This is a genomic window from Imperialibacter sp. EC-SDR9, from assembly GCF_902498805.1.
Classification (GTDB): domain Bacteria; phylum Bacteroidota; class Bacteroidia; order Cytophagales; family Cyclobacteriaceae; genus Imperialibacter.
The window spans coordinates 590,363-612,958 of record NZ_LR701637.1; the positions used below are offsets into that span (position 1 = coordinate 590,363).

The following is a 22,596-nucleotide window of genomic DNA, read 5'->3' on the forward strand; positions in this document are numbered from 1 at the left end:
GATATTGGCCCTTGAGAAAGGTAAATGCAGTCCGCTGAACCTACTGCGGCAGTGGTTTTCAGTGCAAATGGTATTAGACAACTATTTTGTGGCTTTTGAGCTTAATTTTGCCTTCCTGCTCCATTTTTTTGATGGTCCGGATCACCGTTTCTACCCGCAGCCCTGTCATGTCGGCCAGCTGCTGCCTTGTGTACGGCACAGTGAAAAGATCCTGGTTCGGCATCATCGCCTTCAAATAGTTGACGAGCGTAAGAATGCGATGCTCCGGCGGGTAGGAAGACACCTCTGATAAAATCATTCCCTTGTAGCGGAGCCTGTTGGAAAGCTCGTAGTTGAATTTGCGATGGATATCAAAATTGGCTTCCAAAAGCCTGAAGAAGTTGTCCCTGGGCAGCTTGCATATTTCACAATCTTCCACAGCCACAGCATTGGCCGGGTAGGGAAAGTGACCGAAAAGGGGAGGTTCACCAAAGCTTTGCCCGGCCTTAAACATGCCCAGAATAAACTCCTGGCCATCGTAGTTGTAGTTGACCATTTTGACTGTGCCCATCGAGACCTGATAATAAAAATGTGCCTCGGTGTCTTTTGCAAACAGAAACTCGTCTTTGTTGAGCTTAATTTTTCTCGCACCAAACGTCGTAAGCAACTCTTCAGGAATCATTGACATGGCGCCAATTTAGTAAGATTTGTGCTTTGTATTTTAAACACAACCTTATCAGCTGTGAATTATAGTCATGCTACAGCTTTGGCGACGAGCAGCGTGTTTTCCAAATGAATATGCTGGAGAATATCCTGTTTGAACTCTCCCAGCTTTGAGTAGAGCAGCCGAAATGAACCACATGCTTGCTGGGGAGGCTGGAAATTGTTGGTAAACAGGGTGAGGTCTGTGAGTATGGCACCCACTTCGGCGTGCTCCACCTTCATCTTCTCGATTTCTTTGAGCAACTCAACACTTTTTGAGCCCTTTAAAATCATTGGAAAGAGCTCATTCTCTTCCTCAAAGAAGTGATCGATGATGGCATATTTAAGGTGGTCTACCATCTCTTTCACCTTTTTTAGATTCGGAAAGTCCGCTCCATGGTGATCCGCCACTTTGATAGTGAGGTCTTCGATGTCGGAAAGTGCATGCCTTTCCCAGCTATGGTGATTTTCAAGGATGTACTGAATGAGTAAAGACACCGACCATTCCTCAAAATGTGGCTGCCAAAAAGCACCAGGCCCGCTCTTTTTTTTCATGGCCACCAGCACCTCGTTGATATCCAATTTTTGGCGACGACAGGCCTCTTCGAGAGAAATATCGCCGTGACAGCAAAAATCTATGCCATAGGCGTCGAAGACTTTGCCCAGGCTGAGGTCTTCCATGACCAGGTCAGCCACTATTCTGTCGGTGATCGACTGCTGGCGGGTAATCAGTACCCGCCATTTTTCAGGCCCTTTATCGAGATAGTCCCAGCCAAAGCTTTTAGGATACTTGTGGCTGAATTCGTAAAAAAGTGGCTGAGGATCGTGGTCGACGGCAAGCACCAGCGACTGCCCTTCATCAAGACTTTCATAGGCTTTGAAAATGGTATCGTGGCGGGTTGCAGGGGGCAAAAGGGAAACATCAATGCGTATGGGAGATTCCATAAGTTTTTGGATTTTGACTATTGATGGTCAAATGTGGTGACATCAAAGGCTACTATTTTATGACTTGAGTCATACGGGAGTAAGATTGTCACTTTTTTTTGATGTGATTTGCGAGGTGCATCATAATTTCTGACTGCGTGATCTAAGTCACTGACGGCGGCCTTTGTTATTCAGACTTTTGTGTTCGGACAATGTCATAGTAAGAGTCACACAGTATGCCGGTTATCGAAATTTTAGGGTTTGCAGCGTCAATACTTATAGGGGTTAGCCTGGGGCTAATTGGAGGAGGGGGCTCTATTCTAACCGTGCCGGTGCTGGTTTACATGATTCACATCGACCCAGTGCTGGCGACAGCCTACTCTTTGTTTGTGGTCGGCAGCACTGCCCTGGTAGGATCCGTCAACTTTCTTAGAAAAGGGTTAGTAAGTCTTAAAACGGCTGTCATATTCGCCATTCCTTCCTTCATTTCTGTCTTTGTCACCAGAAAATTCGTCATTCCTGCCATCCCGGACCCGGTTTTCTCTTTGGGGGGATTTCCGGTAACAAAGGACTTGGCAATAATGGTGCTGTTTGCCGTCATTATGCTGGTGGCTGCCTGGTCGATGATCAGAGACAAGAAGGAAAACAAGACGATAGAAGAGAAGCTATCCTACAATTACCCGATGATTGCTTTGGAAGGCCTGGTGGTGGGGGCGTTAACAGGCCTGGTAGGGGCAGGGGGTGGCTTTCTTATCATTCCTGCACTGGTGCTGCTGGCCCATATCCCAATGAAGTTGGCAGTCGGCACTTCGTTGCTGATCATTGCTGCCAAATCGCTGATCGGATTCACTGGTGACCTGGGAACCCAGCCAATCGATTGGCCATTTATGCTGATCTTTACGAGCCTGTCTATCGGGGGGCTTTTTCTGGGAGAGTTCCTTTCCCGGTTCATATCAGGGGCTGCTCTTAAAAAGGGTTTTGGCTATTTCGTGCTTGTTATGGCTGTTTTTATCCTTACCAAAGAACTTATATTCTGATGATACACCCCGGCGACACTGGAGAAGCTACTCCAGCTAACTTCGATAGAAGCCTCTTCGAAAATCTCAACTTTGTTACATTTACATGTGTTACCAATAAACAGATCAATTTTAAACAAGAGATATGAAAACCAGTACAAACATCGTCGCATCGCTAGCTTTTCTTTTTGTTTCAGCCATAGGCTCAGCATGCAGCTCGTCTTCCACTGAGAAGGAGGCTGCCTCGGAAGTGGTTGCCAAGCCAGCAGTTCAGACATCCGCAAAGATTGTTCAGCTTAATGCGCCAGACTTTGCCGAGAAAGTGAAGGAAGCCGAAGTTCAGCTTGTAGATGTGAGAACAGCGGGAGAGGTAGCTACCGGCAAAATACCCAATGCAATAAATATCGACTACAACACCACCAATTTTGAGGAGATGGCCGCTAAGCTTGACCCGAATAAGCCGGTTGCAGTTTACTGTAAGGTGGGAGGCAGAAGTGCCAGGGCAGCCAAAGTATTTCAAGAGTTGGGCTTCAAGCAAATTTTCGAGCTGGAAGGCGGAATAATTTCATGGAACGCCAGTGGACTTGCCACCGAAAAGCAGTAGTAGTTAGTTAAATCAGCTAAGAGAAAGTGGAAAAGTATTGGAACATCATTGTTGGCTCGTATACAGGTTACTGGAACTATCTGGTCAATGAGATTTTACACCCCAGCTGGCACAATTATTTTTACTGGCTGCTGTTGGTGTCGGTTTTTTTCCTGATGCTGGAGTGGGTGAAGCCCTGGAGGAAAGATCAGCCCAGGTTCCGAAAGGACTTCTGGCTGGACTTCTTTTACATGTTCTTTAACTTCTTTCTCTTTTCGCTCATTATTTACAATGCTGTCTCCAATTCGGTTGTCAATCTTTTTAACGACGCCCTGGCAGCTATCGGTATCAATAACCTTTTGGCCTTTGAGGTAATGAAGTGGCCCATGTGGTCGCACCTGCTAATCGGGTTTGTGGTGCGGGACTTTGTGCAATGGTGGGTGCATCGATTGCTGCACCGGTCGCCCTGGCTCTGGGAGTTTCACAAAGTTCATCATTCGGTGGAGCAAATGGGCTTTGCTGCTCATCTCCGCTACCATTGGATGGAAAATGTGGTGTACCGCACGATTGAGTACATTCCGTTGGCATTGATCGGCATTGGGTTGAGAGACTTCTTTATCATCCATATTTTCACCCTGGCTGTTGGGCATTTCAACCACTCCAATATCAAAGTGCCATTGGGGCCATTTAAATACTTTTTCAACAATCCTCAGATGCACATCTGGCATCATGCCTATGACCTTCCCAGGGAGAGGGGCTATGGGGTTAATTTTGGGATCACGCTGAGTATTTGGGACTATCTGTTCAAAACAGATTATATTCCTTACGACGGTCGGGACATTAAGCTGGGTTTCCCCGGCGTGGAGCAATTTCCGCACGATTTTGTGGGACAGAACCTTCATGGAATAGTGTCTGAGCACAAGAAGGAGAAAGCGAGTGCTGACAAAGTGCACACGTAGTAACAGCGCTCCTTTTCGTAGCAAATCCCTTTCTTTGCAGGATGACTCCAGCTGTGTACGACGTCATTGTGATTGGCGGAGGGCAAAGTGGCCTTGCTGTAGCTTATTATCTGAATAGGGCCGGTTTAAATTATGTTGTTCTTGACGCCAGCGACAACGCCGGCGGAAGCTGGCAGCATTATTGGCACTCGCTCCGTTTGTTTTCGCCTGCCCAATGGAGCTCACTACCCGGCGTGCTCATGACGGGTGGCCCCGACTATTATCCCACCCGCAACGAAACAATTGACTACCTGAGAAAGTACGAGGAGAAATATAACTTCACCGTACAAAGAGGAGTGACGGTAATAGATGTAAAAAAGGCAGGTAGGCTTTTTGATATTGTCACCAGCAAAGGAACCTACCAGTCGAAGGCGGTCGTGTCTGCCACTGGCTCATTTACCAATCCCTGGATGCCGGAGTTGCCCGGAAGAGACAAATTCAAAGGGAAGGTTTTCCATTCCTCTGCCTACAAAAGACCGGATCCATTCAAGAGCCAACAGGTAGCAATTGTCGGCGAAGGGAATTCTGGCGCCCAGATACTTGCTGAAGTGAGCAAGGTGGCGCAGACTTTTTGGGTCACGTCAAAGCCGCCGAAATTCCTTCCTGATGAGGTAGACGGACGTTATCTTTTCGATGCAGCCACTCAAATGTATGAAGCCAAAAAGGCAGGGAAGGAATTCACTCCGCCGTCGCTGGGGGATGTGGTGATGGTTCCGCCGGTAAAAGAAGCCAGGAAAAGAGGAGTATTGGAGCGGGCTTACCCGCCAATCGATCATTTCACGGATCTGGGAATTATGTTGGTGAATGGCCAGGAGCTGCTCGTCGACAGTGTGATTTTCTGCACCGGGTTTCGGCCTGCGTTGGATCACCTCAAGAGCTTGGCCCTCAATGTTAGTGCGGGGAAAGTGGCAACGGTTGCCACCCGGTCGGCCGAGGTGCCAGGCCTTTGGTTGGTGGGTTACGGCCAATGGACGGGCTTCGCCTCGGCTACGCTTATCGGCATGGGGAGGTCTGCAAAATCCACCGTAGAAGAAATCAAAGAATACGTGTAAATACTGTTTTGTTGCAAATACTGACTGCCTACCTTTGCCGGATGAAACGGTCTTTCTTTTATGCTTTTTTCTTTGGGGTCTTGTTTTTCGCCGCTGAACTTTCCGCACAGTCTGTGCTTAAAGTCAGGGTGCTCGACGCCGACACACAAGAACCTCTCGTTGGCGCTACCATTCAAATAGCCGGAACCACGCAGGGAACGATAACAGACTTGAATGGAGAAGGCCAAATTACCCTTTCTGGTGCGGAGCCAATAAGTTTAGTGGCATCGTTCGTTGGCTATTCTTCCGTAAAGAAAAAGGTAGTGACGGGTACAACTGAGCTGGTTTTTAATTTGGAGCCTGAGGAAGCGCTTGAGGAGGTAATCGTTACTGCTACCCGTAGTAGCAGAACCATCGAGGATATCCCCATCAGGATGGAGGTAATCTCCGGGGAAGAGCTGGATGAAAAGGCCGCTATGAACTCCACAAACATTGCTATGCTGTTGAGAGAAAGCTCAGGCATTCAAATGCAGCAGACTTCTACCAACTCAGCCAACCAAACCCTTCGAATACAGGGACTGGATGGCCGCTACACCCAGCTGCTTCGGGACGGACTTCCTTTGTACGGTGGTTTTTCCAGCGGGTTGAGCATCATGCAAATACCCCCGCTGGACCTTCGGCAGGTGGAGGTAATCAAAGGCAGCGCCTCTACTCTTTATGGCGGAGGTGCTATTGCTGGCCTGGTAAACCTGGTTTCGAAAACGCCGGGTAGCGAGCCGGATCGGAGCATTATGCTCAACCAAACTACTGCAGGCGGCACCACACTCAACACTTTCCTGTCGGGTCGAAATGAAAAAAAGGGCTTCACACTCTATGCTTCTGCTAATCGCCAGCAGCCATACGATCCAAATGATGACGGTTTTTCGGATATTCCCAGAGTAAGGAGCATTGCCCTCAACCCAAAAATATTTTTCTACCCATCAGAACGCACAACGCTGAGCATCGGGTTGAACAGCTCATACGAAGCCAGAGAAGGAGGAGACATAGCAGCGATTGAAAATGAAGGCGTAAGCGGCCGCAGTTTTAGTGAAGAGAATTACACAGGAAGACTCGGGTCGCTGATCAACTTTGTACATACGACCTCGAACGGTTCACAGTGGTCTTTCAAAAACAGTGTCAACCTGTTTGCCAGGAATATCGACTCTCCAATTTATAGTTTTTATGGTGAGCAGTTGGCTTCATTTTCTGAGTTGGCTTATAATTTTAAGGTAGCGAAGCACGAACTGGTTACGGGGATGAACCTGGTGTCCGACCATTTTTCGGATCCGGGCGACAACTTTATGCCTGGCTTGGGAGATGTGGACAGATCATACAACTTTTTGACAGCTGGGGTATTTGCACAAGACACCTGGGAAGTTTCTGAGCAAAACACCCTGGAGTTGGGCCTTCGTACGGATTTTAACAATGAGTATGGCGCTGTTTTGCTTCCCCGGCTTTCCTGGATGGTCAAACCATCAAGGCAGTTGACCATGCGCCTGGGAGGTGGAAGAGGTTACAAGCTTCCAACCATTTTCCTTGAGGAGGCCGAGCAAAGGGCCTTCACCAGGGTGCTGCCTTACAACGCCCTCAATCAGCAGCCCGAAATGGAAAGGTCGTGGGGCTCAAATTTTGATGTCAATTTTAGAACCGCCCTCGGAGACGACTGGACGCTGTCGGCCAACCAGCTCTTCTTCGTAACTCAGCTTGACAAGCCAGTATTTCTGGATGAGGTAGAGATGGATGGCTTTACTAATTATTACCTTTCCAACAGGCAAGAGCCTGTCGTTAGTAAGGGCTTTGAAAGTAACCTCAAGCTCGGATATGATCATTGGAAGCTATTCTTGCAGTACTCTCTCACTCATGTAAATGTTGATGATGGGTCTGGCTACCGCCAGAAGGCAATAACTCCAAAGCATGCGGCAGGCTTTGTGATGATGTACGAAAAACATGAATCGTTTCGTATCGGCTACGAGCTTTACTATACGGGAAGCCAGTACCGATACGACAGGTCATCTACTCCGGACTTCTGGATCATGGGCATAATGGCTATGAAGGAATGGGAGAAGTTTACCGTGTTCCTCAACTTTGAAAATTTTACTGACACCCGGCAATCGAGGTATCAGTCCATGGTGACTCCCCCTTACAACAACCCTACTTTTGCTGAGGTTTGGGCCCCTACCGACGGATTTGTTTCAAATGGAGGTTTTATCTATCACTTTTGAAAACCCAGCGATATTTATTACATCGATAAGTGATACTACTTTGAATAAGGAATTTTTTTTCAATTATAGTATTTCGATGGCAATATGATATCTTTAGGGCTAACTACCTCAAATTCAGCAATAACTAATGTAAATCCGGTATTTGGGGCTTTTTAATACAGGTAACAACAATTTTTGTAAGCTGACAAGGAGGTTACTTTTATCACGCACGCAAGTATTTAGCACTATTAAAGGAATTAGTTTAATTATTCTTTTGTGGAGAATATACTGCAGGGGAGCCATCAACTGGATTACATATGTTAACGTACTTACTTTTTGTGCTGGGTTTTCCAGCATTGATCAAAGGGGCTGACCTGCTCGTTGACGGAGCCTCTTCACTTGCGAAGCGATTTAATATTTCAGATTTTATTATTGGGCTCACCATAGTTTCCTTTGGCACCTCCATGCCAGAACTGATTGTAAATATTTTTGCCAGTCTCGACGGCAATGCCGACATCGCCGTAGGTAACATTATCGGCAGCAATATTTCCAACATCCTTCTCATCCTTGGCATCTCTTCTATTATAAACCCCCTGCCGATTCAGCGAAACACCATCCTTTCAGAAATACCTTTCTCGCTGACAGCCACGTTGTTAGTTGCTTATCTGGCCAATGCCGCTTTATTTGGCGACCCTGGCACTCTGAGTATCAGCCGGTGGGATGGCCTGATTTTGCTTGCTTTTTTTGCGCTGTTTATGGCCTATATTTTCAAGATAGCAGGGGAAAACAAAGAACAGGAAATGCAAAGCACCGAAAAGGTGGAAGTCATGCTATTGCCCAAATCTGTTTTGTATATTGGTGTCGGCATTCTCGGTTTGTTTATCGGCGGCAAATGGGTGGTGGATGGAGCTGTGGCCCTGGCTGAATATTTCGGGATGTCACAAACGTTCATAGGTCTCACAATTGTGGCAATAGGGACATCCCTGCCCGAGCTGGTTACGTCGGCCATGGCAGCTTACAAAGGCAATACAGATATAGCGGTTGGCAATGTGGTGGGCTCCAATATCTTTAATTTGCTCTGGATACTTGGCATCAGCGCCTTCATCAAACCGCTGGAGTTTTCTGTAGTGAACAACGCTGATATTCTGGTTTTGATTGTGGCCAGTGCTTTGATGATCCTGGCGCTTACTATTGGTAAGCGCAATGCTATTGATCGTGTGAATGGAATCGTATTTGTTCTGTTGTATATAGCATACATCGCCTATCTGATTTACAGGGGCTAATCAGGCTTTCACTTTTTGATTGAGCTTCAGGATGTTGCCGGGTTTGCCAAACACGTACAGCCTGTCGTCGAGCTTTATTTCCGTGTCTCCGTCTATGTCGGTAAGCAGCTCTTGCCCTCTTTGGATGGCCAGAATGAAGAGCTTGTAGCGGCTTTTTATTCTCGATTCTGCAATGCTTTTTCCGACGATTGATTTATCCTCCCGTTCCAATACAACACATGCCATCTCCAGGTCCTGAATGCTGAGATTTTTTGCTGCCTGTTCGGTTCTCATTAGCGGGCTGCGGAGCATTTCATAGCTACCTGAGCGAACCTCCTGCGTAAAGGCCTCTATCTCATTTAGCGGAACCAGGTAGTGCCGAAGTACCCGGGTAAAAATTTCGATTGAAGTTTCAAACTCCTCTGGAATAACTTCGTCAGCGCCAAGCTTTTTTGATTCTTCAATTTCGTTGATATAGCGGGTGCGAACAATGATATGCACTGTGTTGGAGAACTCTCTGATCTTAGCGACTATTCTTTTGGTAGAAGAAGGATCGGATATGGCGATGACCACCACACGGGCTGACTGAATCTGAACATGCCTTAAAATCACATCGTCGCTGGCGTCTCCATACATTATCGGCTCACCTCTCTCTTTTTCCTGTTTTACAGTGGCCGGGTTCATTTCAACAATGGCGTATGGAATAGCGGCCTTTCGTGCTGCTTTTGCTACATTTTTACCATTGATGCCGTACCCAATGATTACCAGATGATCTTTCAGTTCATGCTCGTCAGGCTCTTCTGTTTCAACATCAGACGACAGTGCCTGAATCTTTCTTACCAGCGGGTTCGGCGTTTTGCTATGCACCACATCGGTAATTTTGGAAGCATAACTGAGAATGAATGGCGTAAGTCCCATGGTGATCAACGACACACTGAGAAAATACTGATAGGTTAATGGGCTAAGGATTTGGTTTTCGATTCCTGTTGCCGACAACAAGAATGCAAATTCTCCTACCTGGCAGAGCATGAGGCCGGAAAGAATGACTGTTCGGAAGGGATACCTGAGCAGGACCGCCCCAAAGCCAGCAATCAGCGCCTTTCCAAAAAGTGTTAGAAAAGTTAAAAGTAAAACAACGCTAAGGTGGTCAAAAAGGAATTTGAGATCGAGCAGCATGCCGATCGACACAAAAAAGAAGCTGATAAATATTTCTCTGAATGGCAGAATATTGGCAGTGGCCTGATGGCTGTAGTCTGATTCAGAAATGATGAGTCCGGCAAAGAATGCCCCCAGTGCCAGCGACAGACCAATGGAAGAGGTGAGCCATGCTGTGGCAAAGCAGATAACGATAATTGTCAGAATAAAGAGCTCACGACTTTTTGCCTGGGCCACTCTGAACAGCAGTTTTGGAACAATATACCGTGCCATTATTAGCACCAGACCCACCACCGCAACTACTTTTAGCAATAAAATGAGAATGGTTTCGCCAATATTTCCGGTCTTACCGGCGATGATTGGGGTAAAAAGTATCATGGGAACGACAATGATGTCCTGAAAAATCAGAATACCAAGGGCAATGCGGCCGTGAGGGGTATTGATCTCGCCTTTTTCCTGCAGCAGCTTTAGCACGATGGCGGTGGAGCTTAACGATACAAGAAAGCCTGCAAAAATCGACTCCCTGAACGACAGCCCAAACATGTAAACAATGCCAAATGTGACCAAAATCGTGCCAGCCACCTGCACGGTTCCGCCAACAAATACTGTTTTCCTTATAGATGTTAAATGTTTGAAAGAAAACTCCACACCAATGACAAAAAGCAGGAAAATCACACCAATCTCCGACAGCATCTCGACTTCGTGCGAGGCCTGAATGAGCCCCATGCCGTGTGGTCCGGCAACCATGCCCGTAGCCAAAAGACCCAAAATGGAAGGTAGCTTAAAGCGGTTGAAGATGAGAATCATCAACACGGAAATGCCAAGGATGATGACTATTTCGGTAAGAATCGGTATTTGCATAGTGGTTTTGTTGGGTGCAAATTACTAAAAGCTGGGGCAAGGAAGTTGGCATGAGTGAAATAGTTCAGTTTCAATTGGTGACAAAAATTGACATAAATTAACGCAAGGGTGACACTCGCTTTGTTTGTTATGATCATATTGAAGTTAAATCACCACCACCATGAAACTACTCTCAGCCTTTTTTATCAACCTTTTCTTTCTGAGTGTTATGCCCTCTATGGCGCAGTCAAACGATTATGTAGCTCACGAAAAGGACTTTGGCCACTACACCTCTCTGGTTGTCGATGTTCAGGCCAATATTGAGGTGGATGCCAGTCAGCCTTCTCATGGCACTTTAGTGGTGTCTGAGGCTGATTTCGAGAACCTTAAATGGGAGCTACTGGGAGAAACATTGATTATTTCTGCGAAAGAAGGCAAATCTCTGGCTGGCCCGATTAATTTGAAGCTCGGTTCCCCTAACCTGGCCCGTATCGAGTCGACACATGAGTCGATCATTTATATGCATCACGTGAACGGAGAGAGTTTGAGCCTGGATCTACTCAAGGGCACTGTAAAGCTTGAAGGTAAAGTGGAAAACCTTCATGTGATGGCTGAGAAGGGCAGACTATATGGGTCAGGGCTTGAGTCAAAAAGCGCAGAAGTGAGGATTTGGGATGAGGGCTCGGTCGTCATACATGCAACTGAGTCGCTGGAAATAGAAGCAACCAACAATGGGAGAGTTATTTACAACGGCTCTCCGTCCAAAGTTACCAAGAGCACAAGTAGTGGTGGCGTGATCATGTCGGAGGAAGCTTTGCAGCAGCAGCGGGAAGTCGAGTACGTGAATTTTGGAGTGTAGGCACTACAAATTTCCTGATGCGTCAATCTTAAGTATCCAGATATCATTTAGCCCAGCCCCCTCTGACTCGGTGCTGCCTAAGATATAGTAGTAGTCGCCTATCTGGATAATTCCGCTACCAGTGTCCCTGTTTTTACCCCCAAATACCTTAGACCATTCCTCAACCAAACCCGGGCCAACTTTTTTAACCACCAGGTCTCGTGTAGACGGCTGATCGCCAACTAATATGAAATTTCCTTCGGCAGTTAAAAGTAGGTCTTTGGCGAATATGTCAATAAAACTAGCATTCATTGGATCATCGGAAGACGATAAGTTTAGCTCATGCAGAATGGTCTGAGATTTTGCTCCTCCAGCACTGGTACCTGAAGCCATCAGAAAAGCTACATCAGAGCCGTCCATTTTCTGGACATAGGAACCGGTACTATTTGTGATGTTTTCAATTTCGAAATCGAGAGTATATGCGAAATATATTTGTCCAAAATGGTCTTTCGGCATGTAGAAGCATGAAAAACCTCTGTACGCATCGTTTTCATACTCTACGACGCTAGGGTATGTTGCAGCCAGAACGAGGTAGTTGTCATTTTTATCAATTGATATACCTTTCGAAATCATTCCTGGACCGTACAAGCCAATATAATGTCCGGAACCCAACAAGTCTCCCGCAGAACTGAATTCGATAACGACACTCATTTGCAAGCCGACCCCGGAAAAGCCGTCATCTTCATTTTTCAAATTTCCAACAGCCAGGTACTTTCCATTCTCGCTTCCTATCATACCCGTTATTTCGTCGCCGATTCCCAGGTCGTGAACTTTTTCCCAGTTAATTGATCCATCAGAAGACGACAGGTTGAGAATATAGGAGTTTGACTCGCCTTCGATATCATAGGTTTTGCCAAAGACAATAATTTCATCAGTGGCATTAAGCATCAATCCATTTGGAACAGAGAATTTTCTGGTCTTAATCGTTCGATCAAACAGGATGTTGCCGTCTGCGGAAAGTTTGATGACTCTTGCAAATGACGAATCCGAAGCTAAGTTTTGACTTTGTCCAAGTATAATAATTTCTCCAACTGAAGTAGTCTTAATATCAATTCCAAAGTCATCGCCCACTCCACCGAAAGTTTTGTCCCAGGTAGACTTGGCTGGCGACTCAATATCATTTCCGCACCGGGCCATGATAAAAGCCGTAGTTACTAAAATTAGTATTGAAAAAACCTTATTTCTCATACTGTATCTATGTTAGACAAAAGTAGAAAATACAAGGCTAATTCAACGAAAGTTCTTATTATTAAATATCTGAAGAGGTAAATGAATACCTTTACGACAAACTCTAGCTGAAAACTAATTTCAAATGTTCTTTGTCAGGGACCCTATTAGAAGTCAATTTACTAGCCACCACGTACACCAGAAAAGAAACTACAAAGGCCGGAAAGACCTCATGAACCTGTTCCATGCCTTCAAAATTGAACCGGATTCCGAAGCGCCAGATCACATTCACCACCATGCCGGCAACCATGCTGGATAGCGCTCCGATGTCGGTGCCCCAGCGCAGGTAGAGCCCACCGAAAATGGTCGGGAAAAAGCTGGCGGCGAAAACTGACCCTGCAAAGGAAGACATTTCTACCACGCCCGCCGGAGGATACAGTGTGAAAAGGAAAACCACTACACAATAGCCAAGCATGGCCCACTTTGTGCGGCCGACAATTTTCTTCTCCTCCATCGGCTTCCAGATATTCCAGATGTCTTTAACGATGGAAGTACCGGCGATAAACGTGACAGAGGCTAGCGAGGACATGCCAGCGGCAAAAAGCCCCATCATGCAAATGCCACTTACTGTTGGGCTATTGAGTTTGTTGAACATTACACCAACAACTTCATCCGTATTGTTGATGAGATAAGCAGCCTCTTCATCACTCACCATCACATGCACCAAAGCCCCCACGCACATTACACAAATCAGCGAAATACCAAGGAAAACAGGCGTCCAGGTCATGGCAAACTTCATGCTGGCCTTGTCTTTGATCGAGTAAAAACGAATAATAAGCTTCGGGTCGGACACCTGCTTCATGCCTATCGTAAGCCCAATGGCAATGATATAGTACATGCTTGCCACTCCCCCAAACGTCATCATGCCGTCGCCAATAGGGTTTCCATCGGCCGTTACATGCTGGAGGTTGGCGAGCTTCTCCATTAGTGGTGAGTAGCCTCCTGCAAAGTAGAAAGGGATAATCAGCATAATGATAGCCACGATAAACATGAGGATGCCCTGCACCGCATCCGTCCACATCACGCCGTACATACCGCCCGCCATCGTATAGCCACAGGTGAAGAAGATCAGGATAAACGCACCAAGTCCGTAGTCGACTTCCAGCACGGTATTGAGCAAGTTAGCGCCGCCTTTGGCAATGCCGGTCATATACCAGAGTGTGGCAAAAAGAATAATGAAGGAGGACAGCACCCTGATGCTCTTGGAAAGATTGCTTTGGTAGCGCAGGTGAAAATAGTCGGGCACCGTCACCGATTTTAACCGTATGGATTGACTGCGCATTCTGGGGCCCATCACCAGCCATGAGATCATGCAGAACACTACCCAAAAGAGCGCCACATAAGCCCAGGAAAGACCATATTTGAAAGACTCACCAGCCTGACCGATGTAGGTGCTGGTGCTAATGAACGTAGAGAAGAAGGCAAGAGAAACTACCCAACCTGGTATTTTTCGATTGGCCAGATAGTACTCATTTACATTTTGGGAAGCCCTCTTTTGAAAGTGCCAGCCAATGTAGATAATAAGACCTACATAAACGGCAATCAACAAAAGTGTCAGGCCATGTTGCGCTAAGTAGTCCATGTTGATCAGTGTCCCGGGGGGTTGTTGGTTTCGTCGTCCTTAATGCTAGCGCTGAAGCTGGAAACCAGAAAGCCATTAAGTGCAAGAAGTAAAAGCATCATCCAAAAGGGAAAGCTGATCCAGAAGCTCATAGCGTTGGGTTAGGTGTTGAACAATTTCTTCACGTCGTTTTTTGTCACTTTTCCCATTGCATTTCGGGGAAGCTCCGAAAGTGACAGGTATTTTCTCGGCACCCGGTAGCCCGGCATGCGAGCTTTGAGCCAGGGGGTGAGTTCTTCAGTGTCAAGCGAGGAGTCACCAACAATGGCAGCAGCCACTATTTCCCCCCATTCTTCATCGGGAAGGCCAACTACGGCGCAATCGCTGACGGCCGGATGGCTTCTGAGCACTTCTTCAATCTCCAGGGCCGATATTTTGTATCCACCCGATTTAATGATATCCACTGAATTCCTGCCAAGAATTTTGTAGTAGCCATTTTCAACCTCGGCAACATCGCCTGTTTTGAACCAGCCGTCGGAAGTAAAGGAAGTCATCGTTGCCTCGGGCTTCTGCCAATATTCTTTGAAGACATTTTCTCCTTTTACCTGAATTTCGCCAGGCACAGAAGTGTTTTTCAGTTCAACATTTGCCTCATCCGCCAGCCTGATGCTGACCTCTGGCAGCGGTAGTCCAATAAACCCAGCTTTTCTTTCTCCCTCGTAGGGGTTGCTGATGGCCATGCCTATCTCAGTCATGCCGTAGCGCTCCAGCAGCCTGTGCCCGCTTATTGTTTCCCATTTTTCCATCACCGACACCGGCAACGCTGCAGAGCCCGACACCATTAACCGGAAGTTTCTCATGGCGGCAGACAGGGCTTCTTGCTGCTTTTTATCTAAGCTTTCGAAGTGAGCAATGAGTTTGAAATAGATGGTGGGCACGGCCATGAACACATTGAGCTGGCCTGCTGCAAATAGGGAGAATACTTTTTCTGCTGAAAAGGAAGGTAAGAACTCACAAGCAGCTCCCGACCACAAGGCACAGCTAACCACGTTAATGATGCCGTGCACGTGATGAAGTGGCAAAATGCATAAAGTGTGATCTGTAGATGTCCAGCCCCAGGCGGTGACGAGTGTAGAAATTTGCGCCTCCAGGTTAGCATGCGTCGTCACCACTCCCTTCGGCAGGTTGGTGGTGCCACTGGTATACAGGATCATCGCCCGGCGTGACTTTTCAATCTGCGGCAGTGCTGCTGGCTTGCTGTCGTTTTCAGGTTCCAGCACAATGAATGTGATTGACTTGGTCTCAGCATAGGACTGTAGTATTTCCCTGAACGACGGTGAAACTACAACCACCGAGGCCTCGGTGTCCTCAATCACATACTGAAGCGATGGAAGAGGGTGGCTCGTGCATAACGGCACCGCAACACCTCCAGCCTGCCAAATACCCCATTGCACCTTGACGTAGTCAAACCCTGGCTCTACCAGAAAAGCAATTCGTCGTTCCTTTAAATCAGAAGCGCCATCTAATAGGAGCGTGGCAAACTGCTGAGAGGCAAAAAGAAGCTGTTGGTAAGTGTACGAACTGCCATTTGATACAATGGCAGCTTTCTGAGCGTAAATTTTAGCCTTTTGAAAGAGTTGTAGCATTGAGTAGGTTCCTAACTAACAACATAAGCAAAATTGACCCGACCAACAAGCGTTTACTCCTGGTTGGCGACGACTTGGTTTGACCAAAGTAAGCGCTACCTGCTTTTTGAGAACATCCAGGGAAGCAGGTCAGGCTCCACATAGGCATTTTCCCAGCTATTGTGATTGACACCCGGATATTCTGTGAACCGCACATCGGCTCCTATCTCCTTCAGCTTTTCGTTAAGTTTCCTTGAATTGTCGACGGCAATCACGCCATCCACACTGCCGTGGAAGAGCCAAAAGGGTATTTTTGCCTGCTTTTTTGAGTAGGCATTGAGGTCGGCGCCACCACAGACGGCGGCAATGGCAGCGAACATTTTCGGATACCGATACACAGCCTCTAACGACCCCATGCCGCCCATGGAGAGGCCGGTGATGTAGACCCGCTTGCTATCGACGGACTCACTTTTCGCCACGCTGTTCGTAAGGTCAATGGCCAGTTGCAAGCCTTTGGTGATGTCGTAGCCGTAGTTAAAATCAAGCTCCAGTGGGTACTTTGTTCTTTCAAATTTGACCGATGCCCAGTATGAGTCCTCAGGACATTGCGGGGCGATGACGATACAGGGGAACTTGCTCCTGTTTTCAGGTTCCAGAAAAGCTTTCACGCCATTCACCAGCTGCTTTTCATTGTCAGTACCCCGTTCACCCCCACCATGTAGAAACAGCACCAAGGGGTACTTTTTAGTCTTGTCATAGTTTTCTGGATACAAAATCCGGTAGGGCAGCACGTCGCCTTTTTCGCTGATAAATTCTTTTTTCTCAAAAAGAGAGAAGTCCTGAGCACGACTTGTGAATGTGGCCGTCAGGATTAGCAGGGTGAGTAGTTTGTTCATAGTCTATTCGTAAGATAAGCCAAAACCAAATGTATATAGTGGATCTTTGCTATCATAAGGAACATCTTCCATTTGGTTTCTTACTGCTTCCATTGAAGAAGGCAGTTCGAACGGCAGCTTGCCGCCGGGAGATGCTTTGCCAAAGATGACGTCCAGGACAGCCTCATCGGTGGCACCAAAGTCGGCGATCAGCGCTTTGGATCCGGCACTTATTTCAGGGATCACTGCTGGCCGATCCAGGTAGATGTTGACAATGGTTGGAACGGTGTTTAGCAGCTCTAAAATCTCTTTCTTTTCGGGGTTCTTGAAGTCCAGGTCGCCATGATGAAAGCCACGGGCCATAAAGTTTTCTGACTCAACAGGCACCCAGGGCGTATTGATACGGATGATGGCAAAATCAGCCTCTTTGGGCGATTTCACAACGGTTCCGTACCGGGCGGCAATAGAGTCGGCTATGTTTTTTACGAAGATTTTAGGCTTGCCCTGCAGGGGCAGCACGTTTCCATCGTTTTTCAGCAAGGTCATGGCCCTTCTTTGGGAGGCTTGACCAGCGGCGATAGACGAAGGCTTGCCTATTACCCTGGCGACATTGGCTTCGTCCACAAACGGGTTGTCGAACAGCCCGAGTTGGAATTTCTGCTTCAATAATCTTCGGGCCGACTCGTCGATTCTGGCCTCTGTTACTTTTCCTGCTTCAACAAGGTTCACTACCAGACCAGGCACACTTTCACCGCCAAATTGATCTACTCCAGCGTCGATGGCTTTTTTCACTCTGTCTTCTTCGCTCAGGTTTTCAACGCCCCAGGCACGGGCCGGCCAGATGGTGTTACCCATATTTGCATCGGTAATCAGGCCCCAGTCGGTGCAGACTACGCCGTCGAATTTATATTTGTTTCTCAGCAGATCCGTAATGATCATTTTGTTGAACGCCATCGCTACATTTTCGTCTGTCTGATCGGTTGGAATGCCATAGTAAGGCATGATGGAGGCGGTGCCAGCTTCAAATGCTGCTTCGAAAGGAATGAGGTGGTAGTCGAAGTTGTTGCCCGGATAAACCTGGCCTTTTTGAAATTCAAAGTGGGGATCCAGCCCGTCCTTTTGCGGGCCGCCACCCGGAAAATGCTTGGTCATGGTGGCCACACTATTAGGCCCCAGCGTGTCTCCCTGAAAACCTTTGATATATGCTTTGACCAGCTTGGCCGTTAATTCAGCGTCCTCGCCGAAAGTGCCGCTGATACGGGGCCAACGAGGCTCAGTGGCCAGATCAATCTGGGGGTGAAGTGACACCTTCATGCCCACGGCAAGGTATTCGCCTCTGGCAATTTCGGCAAATTGGCGTACCATCTGCGGATCGCCTATCGCTGCAAAACCCAGCGTTTCGCACCATTGCGAGAATGAGTTGGCTGCCATAGCAAATATATTGGCACTGAAGTGATTGCGGGGATCGGAGGCAATGGTGACTGGTATGCCCAGCCTGGAGTCCTCAGCAACCTTTTGCATGGCATTGTAGCCTTTGGCCAGCATTTGCACATCGGGAATCTGCCAGAAATTGAAGTGGTTCATCTTCATTTCGTTGATCGATTGCAGTGACGACGGCAGCCTGGCGGCAAAGCCCTCTGCTCCGGGTTGTTTTTCCAGCGTGCCATCGGCGTTTACAAAAGTGCCGTTGATGAACATGAGGCCTGCTTTTTCTTCGATGGTCATTTGAGCAAGCAGATCGCTTACTCTTTCTTCAACCGGTGCTGATGAATCTTCATACACATCCATTTTACCGTTTTTATTCAGGTCACGATAGTCAACCGTCTTGTTTGTTGGGCTGTTGCACGAGCAGACGCTGAGCAGCGAAGCCAAAAGAAGTGACGAGGCAAGTTTGAAGGGGGTTGTGTGATGCATGGCCGTCAAATTAATGTGTGATATTGACGCAATGTAATATTTTCTTTTTAAACTTGAATGACGTAATATTCTTTTTCGTATTTGCCGGACAGATTGATTTGTTAGAAAATGTCGGAATTTCTGGATACCGCCGCTGAGAGATACCACCCCGGATTGTCGGTGGACTGCGTGATCTTTGGCTTTCATGAGAATGAGCTGAAAGTGCTGCTGCTGAAAATGAAGCATACGGCAAAATGGGCGCTCCCCGGTGGATTTGTTGAAAAACAGGAACACATGGATAAAGCAGCTATTCGTGTGCTGGAGAAGCGGACTGGTTTGGCCGACATTTTTCTTCAGCAATTTCACACGTTTGGCGACCCCGCCAGGCACGACCATGAAATGGACCTGGAGCTTTTTAAGCAAAGTGGCCGGGATCCGGTAAAGGATCACTGGTTTTTGCAGCGCTTTATTACAGTGGGCTACTATGCCCTGATCGAGTTTTCGAAAGCGAATCCACGACCCGACGACATTTCTGAAGCCTGTGAGTGGAAAAGCATTGACCAGTTGCCAGCGATGATACTTGATCACAGGAAGATACTGGAAAAAGCACTGGATACACTCAGGTTTCAAATCAACTACCAGCCCATCGGGCACAAGCTTTTGCCTGTAAAATTTACTATGCCTGAGCTCCAGAAGCTATACGAGACTATTCTGGGCAAAGAGCTGGATCGCAGGAATTTCCAGCGCAAGATGCTGGCCTATGGTATTTTGAAAGACCTTGGCGAGAGAAGAAAAGGGGGTGCTCACAAAGCACCTTATCTCTACAGTTTTGACGTAAAAAAATACAACGCTGCCTTAAAAATTGGGCTGAAGGGGAGCTGGTAAAACCCTTACTAAGCCGCAAGACTTAGTAAGGGTTTAAAAAGTATTAAAATAACTTCTCGTTCGGCGGAGTGGCACCAGCCAGCCTGATATATGGAGTCGTTTGTCCCCTGTGGTGTGTTTGGTGCTCAAAGGCTTTGCCGAAGGCTACCTCCCGGGTCATGTCCATACCAAAGAGATTAACCGTTTCGGCCATCTGAGCCGCAGTCATTCCCTTTAGCGCATTAATCACGAAATCATAACTGTCCGACACCATTTTTACAGTCACTTCTTTCGACTTGCCTGCAGACTTTTCCGCTCCACCACGCTCAATGGGGCTGGCCGTTCCGGTGATCCCGGCTGTAAATCCAAAGTTCGCATCTGCCAGGTGCAGCAGCTGCTGTTCGAACGATCTGATTTCAGGCGTAGGCTTATAGCCATACTTGTCGGCTGGCATGGCCTCCAGGTATTCCAAAGTGAAGGCCTTGGCCCTTTCCCATTCCTTAACAAGGTAGGCTGGGTCTGCAGCTAAGCATTTGCTGCCACTGACCAATGCAAGTAGCGCAAGCGTTAGATAAAAATTCTTTTTCATGGTTGTAGGGTTTTAATAAGGGTATGAAAATACGCCTTTTTCAAATTATTAAGGTAAGCCCTTGAATAAATTAAAGTTACCTTTTTAGATTAACCCAATGGCAGCTTCATCAGAAGGTCGGTTTGTGGGTCGTTGCCCAGCATAAAGGTGTGACTACCGAATTGCTGGAAGCCATATCGTTTGTAAAATCGGATGGCTCCTTCATTTTTCTCCCACACACCCAGCCAAAGGTATGGGAACCGCCCCGCTTTGCCGATGCTGATGGCATAGTCCAACAGCTGTTGTCCTATGCCTTTCCCCTGGTGTGCTGGCATCACATAAATGCGCTGAAGCTCAATGCCCGGCTCGGTGGCGATGTCTGTTTGCGCTGCGCCGTGATTAAGCTTGATATAGCCGACAACCTCCCCGCCCATCATGGCCAAGTAAAACTCCGACCCCTCGGTGTCGAGTTCCTTTTTCGTTTGTTGCAGTGAAAAGGCCTCTGCCATATAGGCTTCAAAATCGTCCGGGTCGTTGAGGTGCTGGAAGCCCACCCGAAAGGTTAGCTCTGCTATGTCAAGCAGGGTCTCTGCCTGATCGGTTCCGACTCTTTTGAATGAGGTAGTTTTACTCATGTTCAGTCCAGCAAAGTTTTAACGATGTGCTCCCATTCCTGGTCAAGGGTAGTTGCTGGCCTTACTTTACCAGCTCGTCGGTACCAATAGTCGGCGTTCCAAATATCACCTTCTTTGCGGTGAAGATAGGCGTGCACCCAGGCGGCGTTTTCGCTTTCCAAGTCCTGAACCGTTTCGTGCGACTTGTCCCAGCTGCCCTTTCCGTCCCACCAGAGCCCTTTTAATTCTTCATTCAGGTTTACTGGGGGAGCTTCTCCCTGTATCGATACCTTATATTCGTCGAAAGTCATAATGTCATTTTATTTGCCTCGAAAGTATGCGTTCATTGACTGGCTGTCAATAAAAAAATGAATCAAATCTGGTATACTGAAAACCCAGTCACTTGGTTGTTACAGCGACTCGCCAAAGCTATCGCTTTCAATATTATAACCGCTTTTAACATTAATTAACACTTCCACGTAAACCATGTTTGTTTATGTAGCAAGGGTTGAGGTAACTTAGCCTTTTGTTAAAGAGCCAAAAGTTCAACAATACGTAGTTTACATCCAGGAAAAGTTCGTGCATAATGGAAACATCGACAACAGATCTTAAGAGAGAGCACCAGGAGAAAATAAAAAAGGTAATAAGTGAGGTCGGAAAAGTAGTTGTGGGTCAGGAATATATGATCAACAGGCTTTTGATAGGGCTATTTACCAACGGCCACATTCTACTGGAGGGTGTGCCCGGACTGGCAAAAACGCTTACCGTAAATACACTGGCAAATGTGTTGCATCTCGATTTTAAGAGGATACAATTTACTCCGGATTTGCTGCCTGCCGATTTGGTAGGTACAATGATATACAATCAGCAAAAGGCCAACTTCGAAGTGAAAAAAGGCCCCATTTTTGCCAACATCATCCTGGCAGATGAGGTGAATCGCTCGCCGGCTAAAGTGCAATCGGCGCTGCTGGAAGCCATGCAGGAAAAGCAGGTGACCATTGGCGAAACTACCTTTTATCTCGACAGGCCGTTTTTGGTGCTGGCCACACAGAACCCGGTGGAGCAGGAAGGCACCTACCCGTTGCCAGAGGCGCAGGTCGACCGTTTTATGCTGAAGGTTAATATTGAATACCCCACGAAAGCGGAGGAGTTAGAGATCATGCGCCGAATGGCCAACATGAGTTTTAATGCGAAAGTAAACACAGTGCTTTCAAAAGAAGATATTTTTGCAATCCGTGACGAAATCAATCAGGTTTCCATCTCTGAATCACTGGAGAAATACATAGTGGAGCTGGTTTTTGCCACAAGAACGGCGGCTGACAATGGTCTTAAAGACTTTGCCGGCTATATCCAATTTGGAGCTTCTCCCAGAGCTTCTATTAATCTGAACCTTGCGGCCAAGGCCATCGCTTTTTTCGATGAGAGAGATTACGTATTACCGGAAGACATCAAGGAAATAGCCAGCGACGTGCTCAACCATCGTATTCTTCTTAACTATGAGGCAGAGGCTGACGGAATTACTACCCAGCAGATCGTTAAAGAATTGCTCAACAAAGTATCTATTGGTAAATAAGCGACTCAATAGCTTATTGCTGAGCCCATATTGATTTACCCCTGCGACGTAACACCATGTTAACAAACGTCACGCAGGGGTAATTTTTTTAAAATTAGTTTAATCATATCGTAACATCGCTTTTCCTCCCTCTTAACATTAAGTGCTCAACTTTGCGGCTCAAAGACT

The 22,596-nt window shown here is 47.1% G+C and carries 21 protein-coding genes; 9 read left to right on the plus strand and 12 right to left on the minus strand.

The features are described 5' to 3' along the window. Nucleotides 1-73: 73 nt before the first annotated feature. Nucleotides 74-667 carry a Crp/Fnr family transcriptional regulator gene (locus GC130_RS27725; RefSeq protein ID WP_226940632.1) on the minus strand — a complete coding sequence of 198 codons (594 nt, stop codon included), beginning with the start codon at nucleotides 665-667 and terminating at the stop codon, nucleotides 74-76. A gap of 65 nt (nucleotides 668-732) precedes the next feature. After that, nucleotides 733-1,626 (minus strand): DUF542 domain-containing protein, encoded by an 894-nt coding sequence (locus GC130_RS27730; RefSeq protein ID WP_152001619.1) that lies wholly within the window; start codon nucleotides 1,624-1,626, stop codon nucleotides 733-735. A gap of 215 nt (nucleotides 1,627-1,841) precedes the next feature. Here GC130_RS27730 and GC130_RS27735 point away from each other — a divergent pair, with 215 nt between their 5' ends. The 6 genes from GC130_RS27735 to GC130_RS27760 all read left to right on the plus strand — a co-directional run bounded on the left by GC130_RS27735 (nucleotide 1,842) and on the right by GC130_RS27760 (nucleotide 8,756). Then, nucleotides 1,842-2,642 (plus strand): sulfite exporter TauE/SafE family protein, encoded by an 801-nt coding sequence (locus tag GC130_RS27735; protein WP_152001620.1) that lies wholly within the window; start codon nucleotides 1,842-1,844, stop codon nucleotides 2,640-2,642. A 124-nt stretch (nucleotides 2,643-2,766) separates the two neighbouring features. Beyond that, on the plus strand, nucleotides 2,767-3,225 hold the full coding sequence (locus GC130_RS27740; protein WP_152001621.1) for a rhodanese-like domain-containing protein: 459 nt from the start codon (nucleotides 2,767-2,769) through the stop codon (nucleotides 3,223-3,225). A gap of 26 nt (nucleotides 3,226-3,251) precedes the next feature. Continuing rightward, entirely contained in the window at nucleotides 3,252-4,163 is a 912-nt protein-coding gene (locus GC130_RS27745; RefSeq protein ID WP_152001622.1) for a sterol desaturase family protein, read from the plus strand. A 41-nt stretch (nucleotides 4,164-4,204) separates the two neighbouring features. Then, complete coding sequence (locus tag GC130_RS27750) at nucleotides 4,205-5,254, plus strand: ArsO family NAD(P)H-dependent flavin-containing monooxygenase (RefSeq protein WP_152001623.1); 1,050 nt, start codon at nucleotides 4,205-4,207, stop codon at nucleotides 5,252-5,254. A gap of 41 nt (nucleotides 5,255-5,295) precedes the next feature. Then, nucleotides 5,296-7,494 carry a TonB-dependent receptor gene (locus GC130_RS27755; protein ID WP_152001624.1) on the plus strand — a complete coding sequence of 733 codons (2,199 nt, stop codon included), beginning with the start codon at nucleotides 5,296-5,298 and terminating at the stop codon, nucleotides 7,492-7,494. Nucleotides 7,495-7,790: 296 nt separating this feature from the next. Further along, a complete protein-coding gene (locus GC130_RS27760; protein ID WP_152001625.1) occupies nucleotides 7,791-8,756 on the plus strand; it encodes a calcium/sodium antiporter in 966 nt (321 codons plus the stop codon). Here the strand turns inward: GC130_RS27760 and GC130_RS27765 are convergent, their stop codons facing one another. Beyond that, a complete protein-coding gene (locus GC130_RS27765) occupies nucleotides 8,757-10,751 on the minus strand; it encodes a cation:proton antiporter (protein WP_152001626.1) in 1,995 nt (664 codons plus the stop codon). Nucleotides 10,752-10,911: 160 nt separating this feature from the next. Here GC130_RS27765 and GC130_RS27770 point away from each other — a divergent pair, with 160 nt between their 5' ends. Then, on the plus strand, nucleotides 10,912-11,589 hold the full coding sequence (locus GC130_RS27770; protein WP_152001627.1) for a GIN domain-containing protein: 678 nt from the start codon (nucleotides 10,912-10,914) through the stop codon (nucleotides 11,587-11,589). A 3-nt stretch (nucleotides 11,590-11,592) separates the two neighbouring features. Here the strand turns inward: GC130_RS27770 and GC130_RS27775 are convergent, their stop codons facing one another. The 6 genes from GC130_RS27775 to GC130_RS27795 form a co-directional block, all read right to left on the minus strand. Then, a complete protein-coding gene (locus tag GC130_RS27775) occupies nucleotides 11,593-12,816 on the minus strand; it encodes a hypothetical protein (protein WP_152001628.1) in 1,224 nt (407 codons plus the stop codon). Between the two features lie 103 nt (nucleotides 12,817-12,919). Continuing rightward, on the minus strand, nucleotides 12,920-14,437 hold the full coding sequence (locus tag GC130_RS27780) for a sodium:solute symporter (protein WP_226940633.1): 1,518 nt from the start codon (nucleotides 14,435-14,437) through the stop codon (nucleotides 12,920-12,922). Between the two features lie 5 nt (nucleotides 14,438-14,442). Further along, nucleotides 14,443-14,568 (minus strand): hypothetical protein, encoded by a 126-nt coding sequence (locus tag GC130_RS29155; RefSeq protein WP_255471554.1) that lies wholly within the window; start codon nucleotides 14,566-14,568, stop codon nucleotides 14,443-14,445. A 9-nt stretch (nucleotides 14,569-14,577) separates the two neighbouring features. Beyond that, the gene (locus GC130_RS27785) at nucleotides 14,578-16,062 is read right to left on the minus strand and encodes an acyl-CoA synthetase (protein ID WP_152001629.1); all 1,485 of its coding nucleotides are present in this window, start codon (nucleotides 16,060-16,062) and stop codon (nucleotides 14,578-14,580) included. Between the two features lie 95 nt (nucleotides 16,063-16,157). Next, nucleotides 16,158-16,937, minus strand: coding sequence for a prolyl oligopeptidase family serine peptidase (locus GC130_RS27790; RefSeq protein WP_152001630.1), 780 nt, complete (start codon nucleotides 16,935-16,937; stop codon nucleotides 16,158-16,160). A gap of 3 nt (nucleotides 16,938-16,940) precedes the next feature. Next, nucleotides 16,941-18,830, minus strand: coding sequence for a glycoside hydrolase family 3 protein (locus GC130_RS27795; protein WP_152001631.1), 1,890 nt, complete (start codon nucleotides 18,828-18,830; stop codon nucleotides 16,941-16,943). A 108-nt stretch (nucleotides 18,831-18,938) separates the two neighbouring features. On the opposite strand from GC130_RS27795, the gene GC130_RS27800 reads away from it, so the two are divergent. Next, nucleotides 18,939-19,694: an NUDIX domain-containing protein gene (locus tag GC130_RS27800; RefSeq protein ID WP_152001632.1), complete on the plus strand. Its 756-nt coding sequence runs from the start codon at nucleotides 18,939-18,941 to the stop codon at nucleotides 19,692-19,694. A gap of 43 nt (nucleotides 19,695-19,737) precedes the next feature. Here the strand turns inward: GC130_RS27800 and GC130_RS27805 are convergent, their stop codons facing one another. The 3 genes from GC130_RS27805 to GC130_RS27815 all read right to left on the minus strand — a co-directional run bounded on the left by GC130_RS27805 (nucleotide 19,738) and on the right by GC130_RS27815 (nucleotide 21,166). Then, the gene (locus tag GC130_RS27805) at nucleotides 19,738-20,262 is read right to left on the minus strand and encodes a DinB family protein (RefSeq protein WP_152001633.1); all 525 of its coding nucleotides are present in this window, start codon (nucleotides 20,260-20,262) and stop codon (nucleotides 19,738-19,740) included. A gap of 89 nt (nucleotides 20,263-20,351) precedes the next feature. Further along, nucleotides 20,352-20,876, minus strand: a complete 525-nt coding sequence (locus GC130_RS27810; RefSeq protein WP_152001634.1) for a GNAT family N-acetyltransferase — start codon at nucleotides 20,874-20,876, stop codon at nucleotides 20,352-20,354. A 2-nt stretch (nucleotides 20,877-20,878) separates the two neighbouring features. Next, nucleotides 20,879-21,166: a hypothetical protein gene (locus GC130_RS27815; protein ID WP_152001635.1), complete on the minus strand. Its 288-nt coding sequence runs from the start codon at nucleotides 21,164-21,166 to the stop codon at nucleotides 20,879-20,881. A gap of 275 nt (nucleotides 21,167-21,441) precedes the next feature. Here GC130_RS27815 and GC130_RS27820 point away from each other — a divergent pair, with 275 nt between their 5' ends. Beyond that, nucleotides 21,442-22,428 carry a MoxR family ATPase gene (locus tag GC130_RS27820; RefSeq protein ID WP_152001636.1) on the plus strand — a complete coding sequence of 329 codons (987 nt, stop codon included), beginning with the start codon at nucleotides 21,442-21,444 and terminating at the stop codon, nucleotides 22,426-22,428. Nucleotides 22,429-22,596 lie beyond the last annotated feature (168 nt).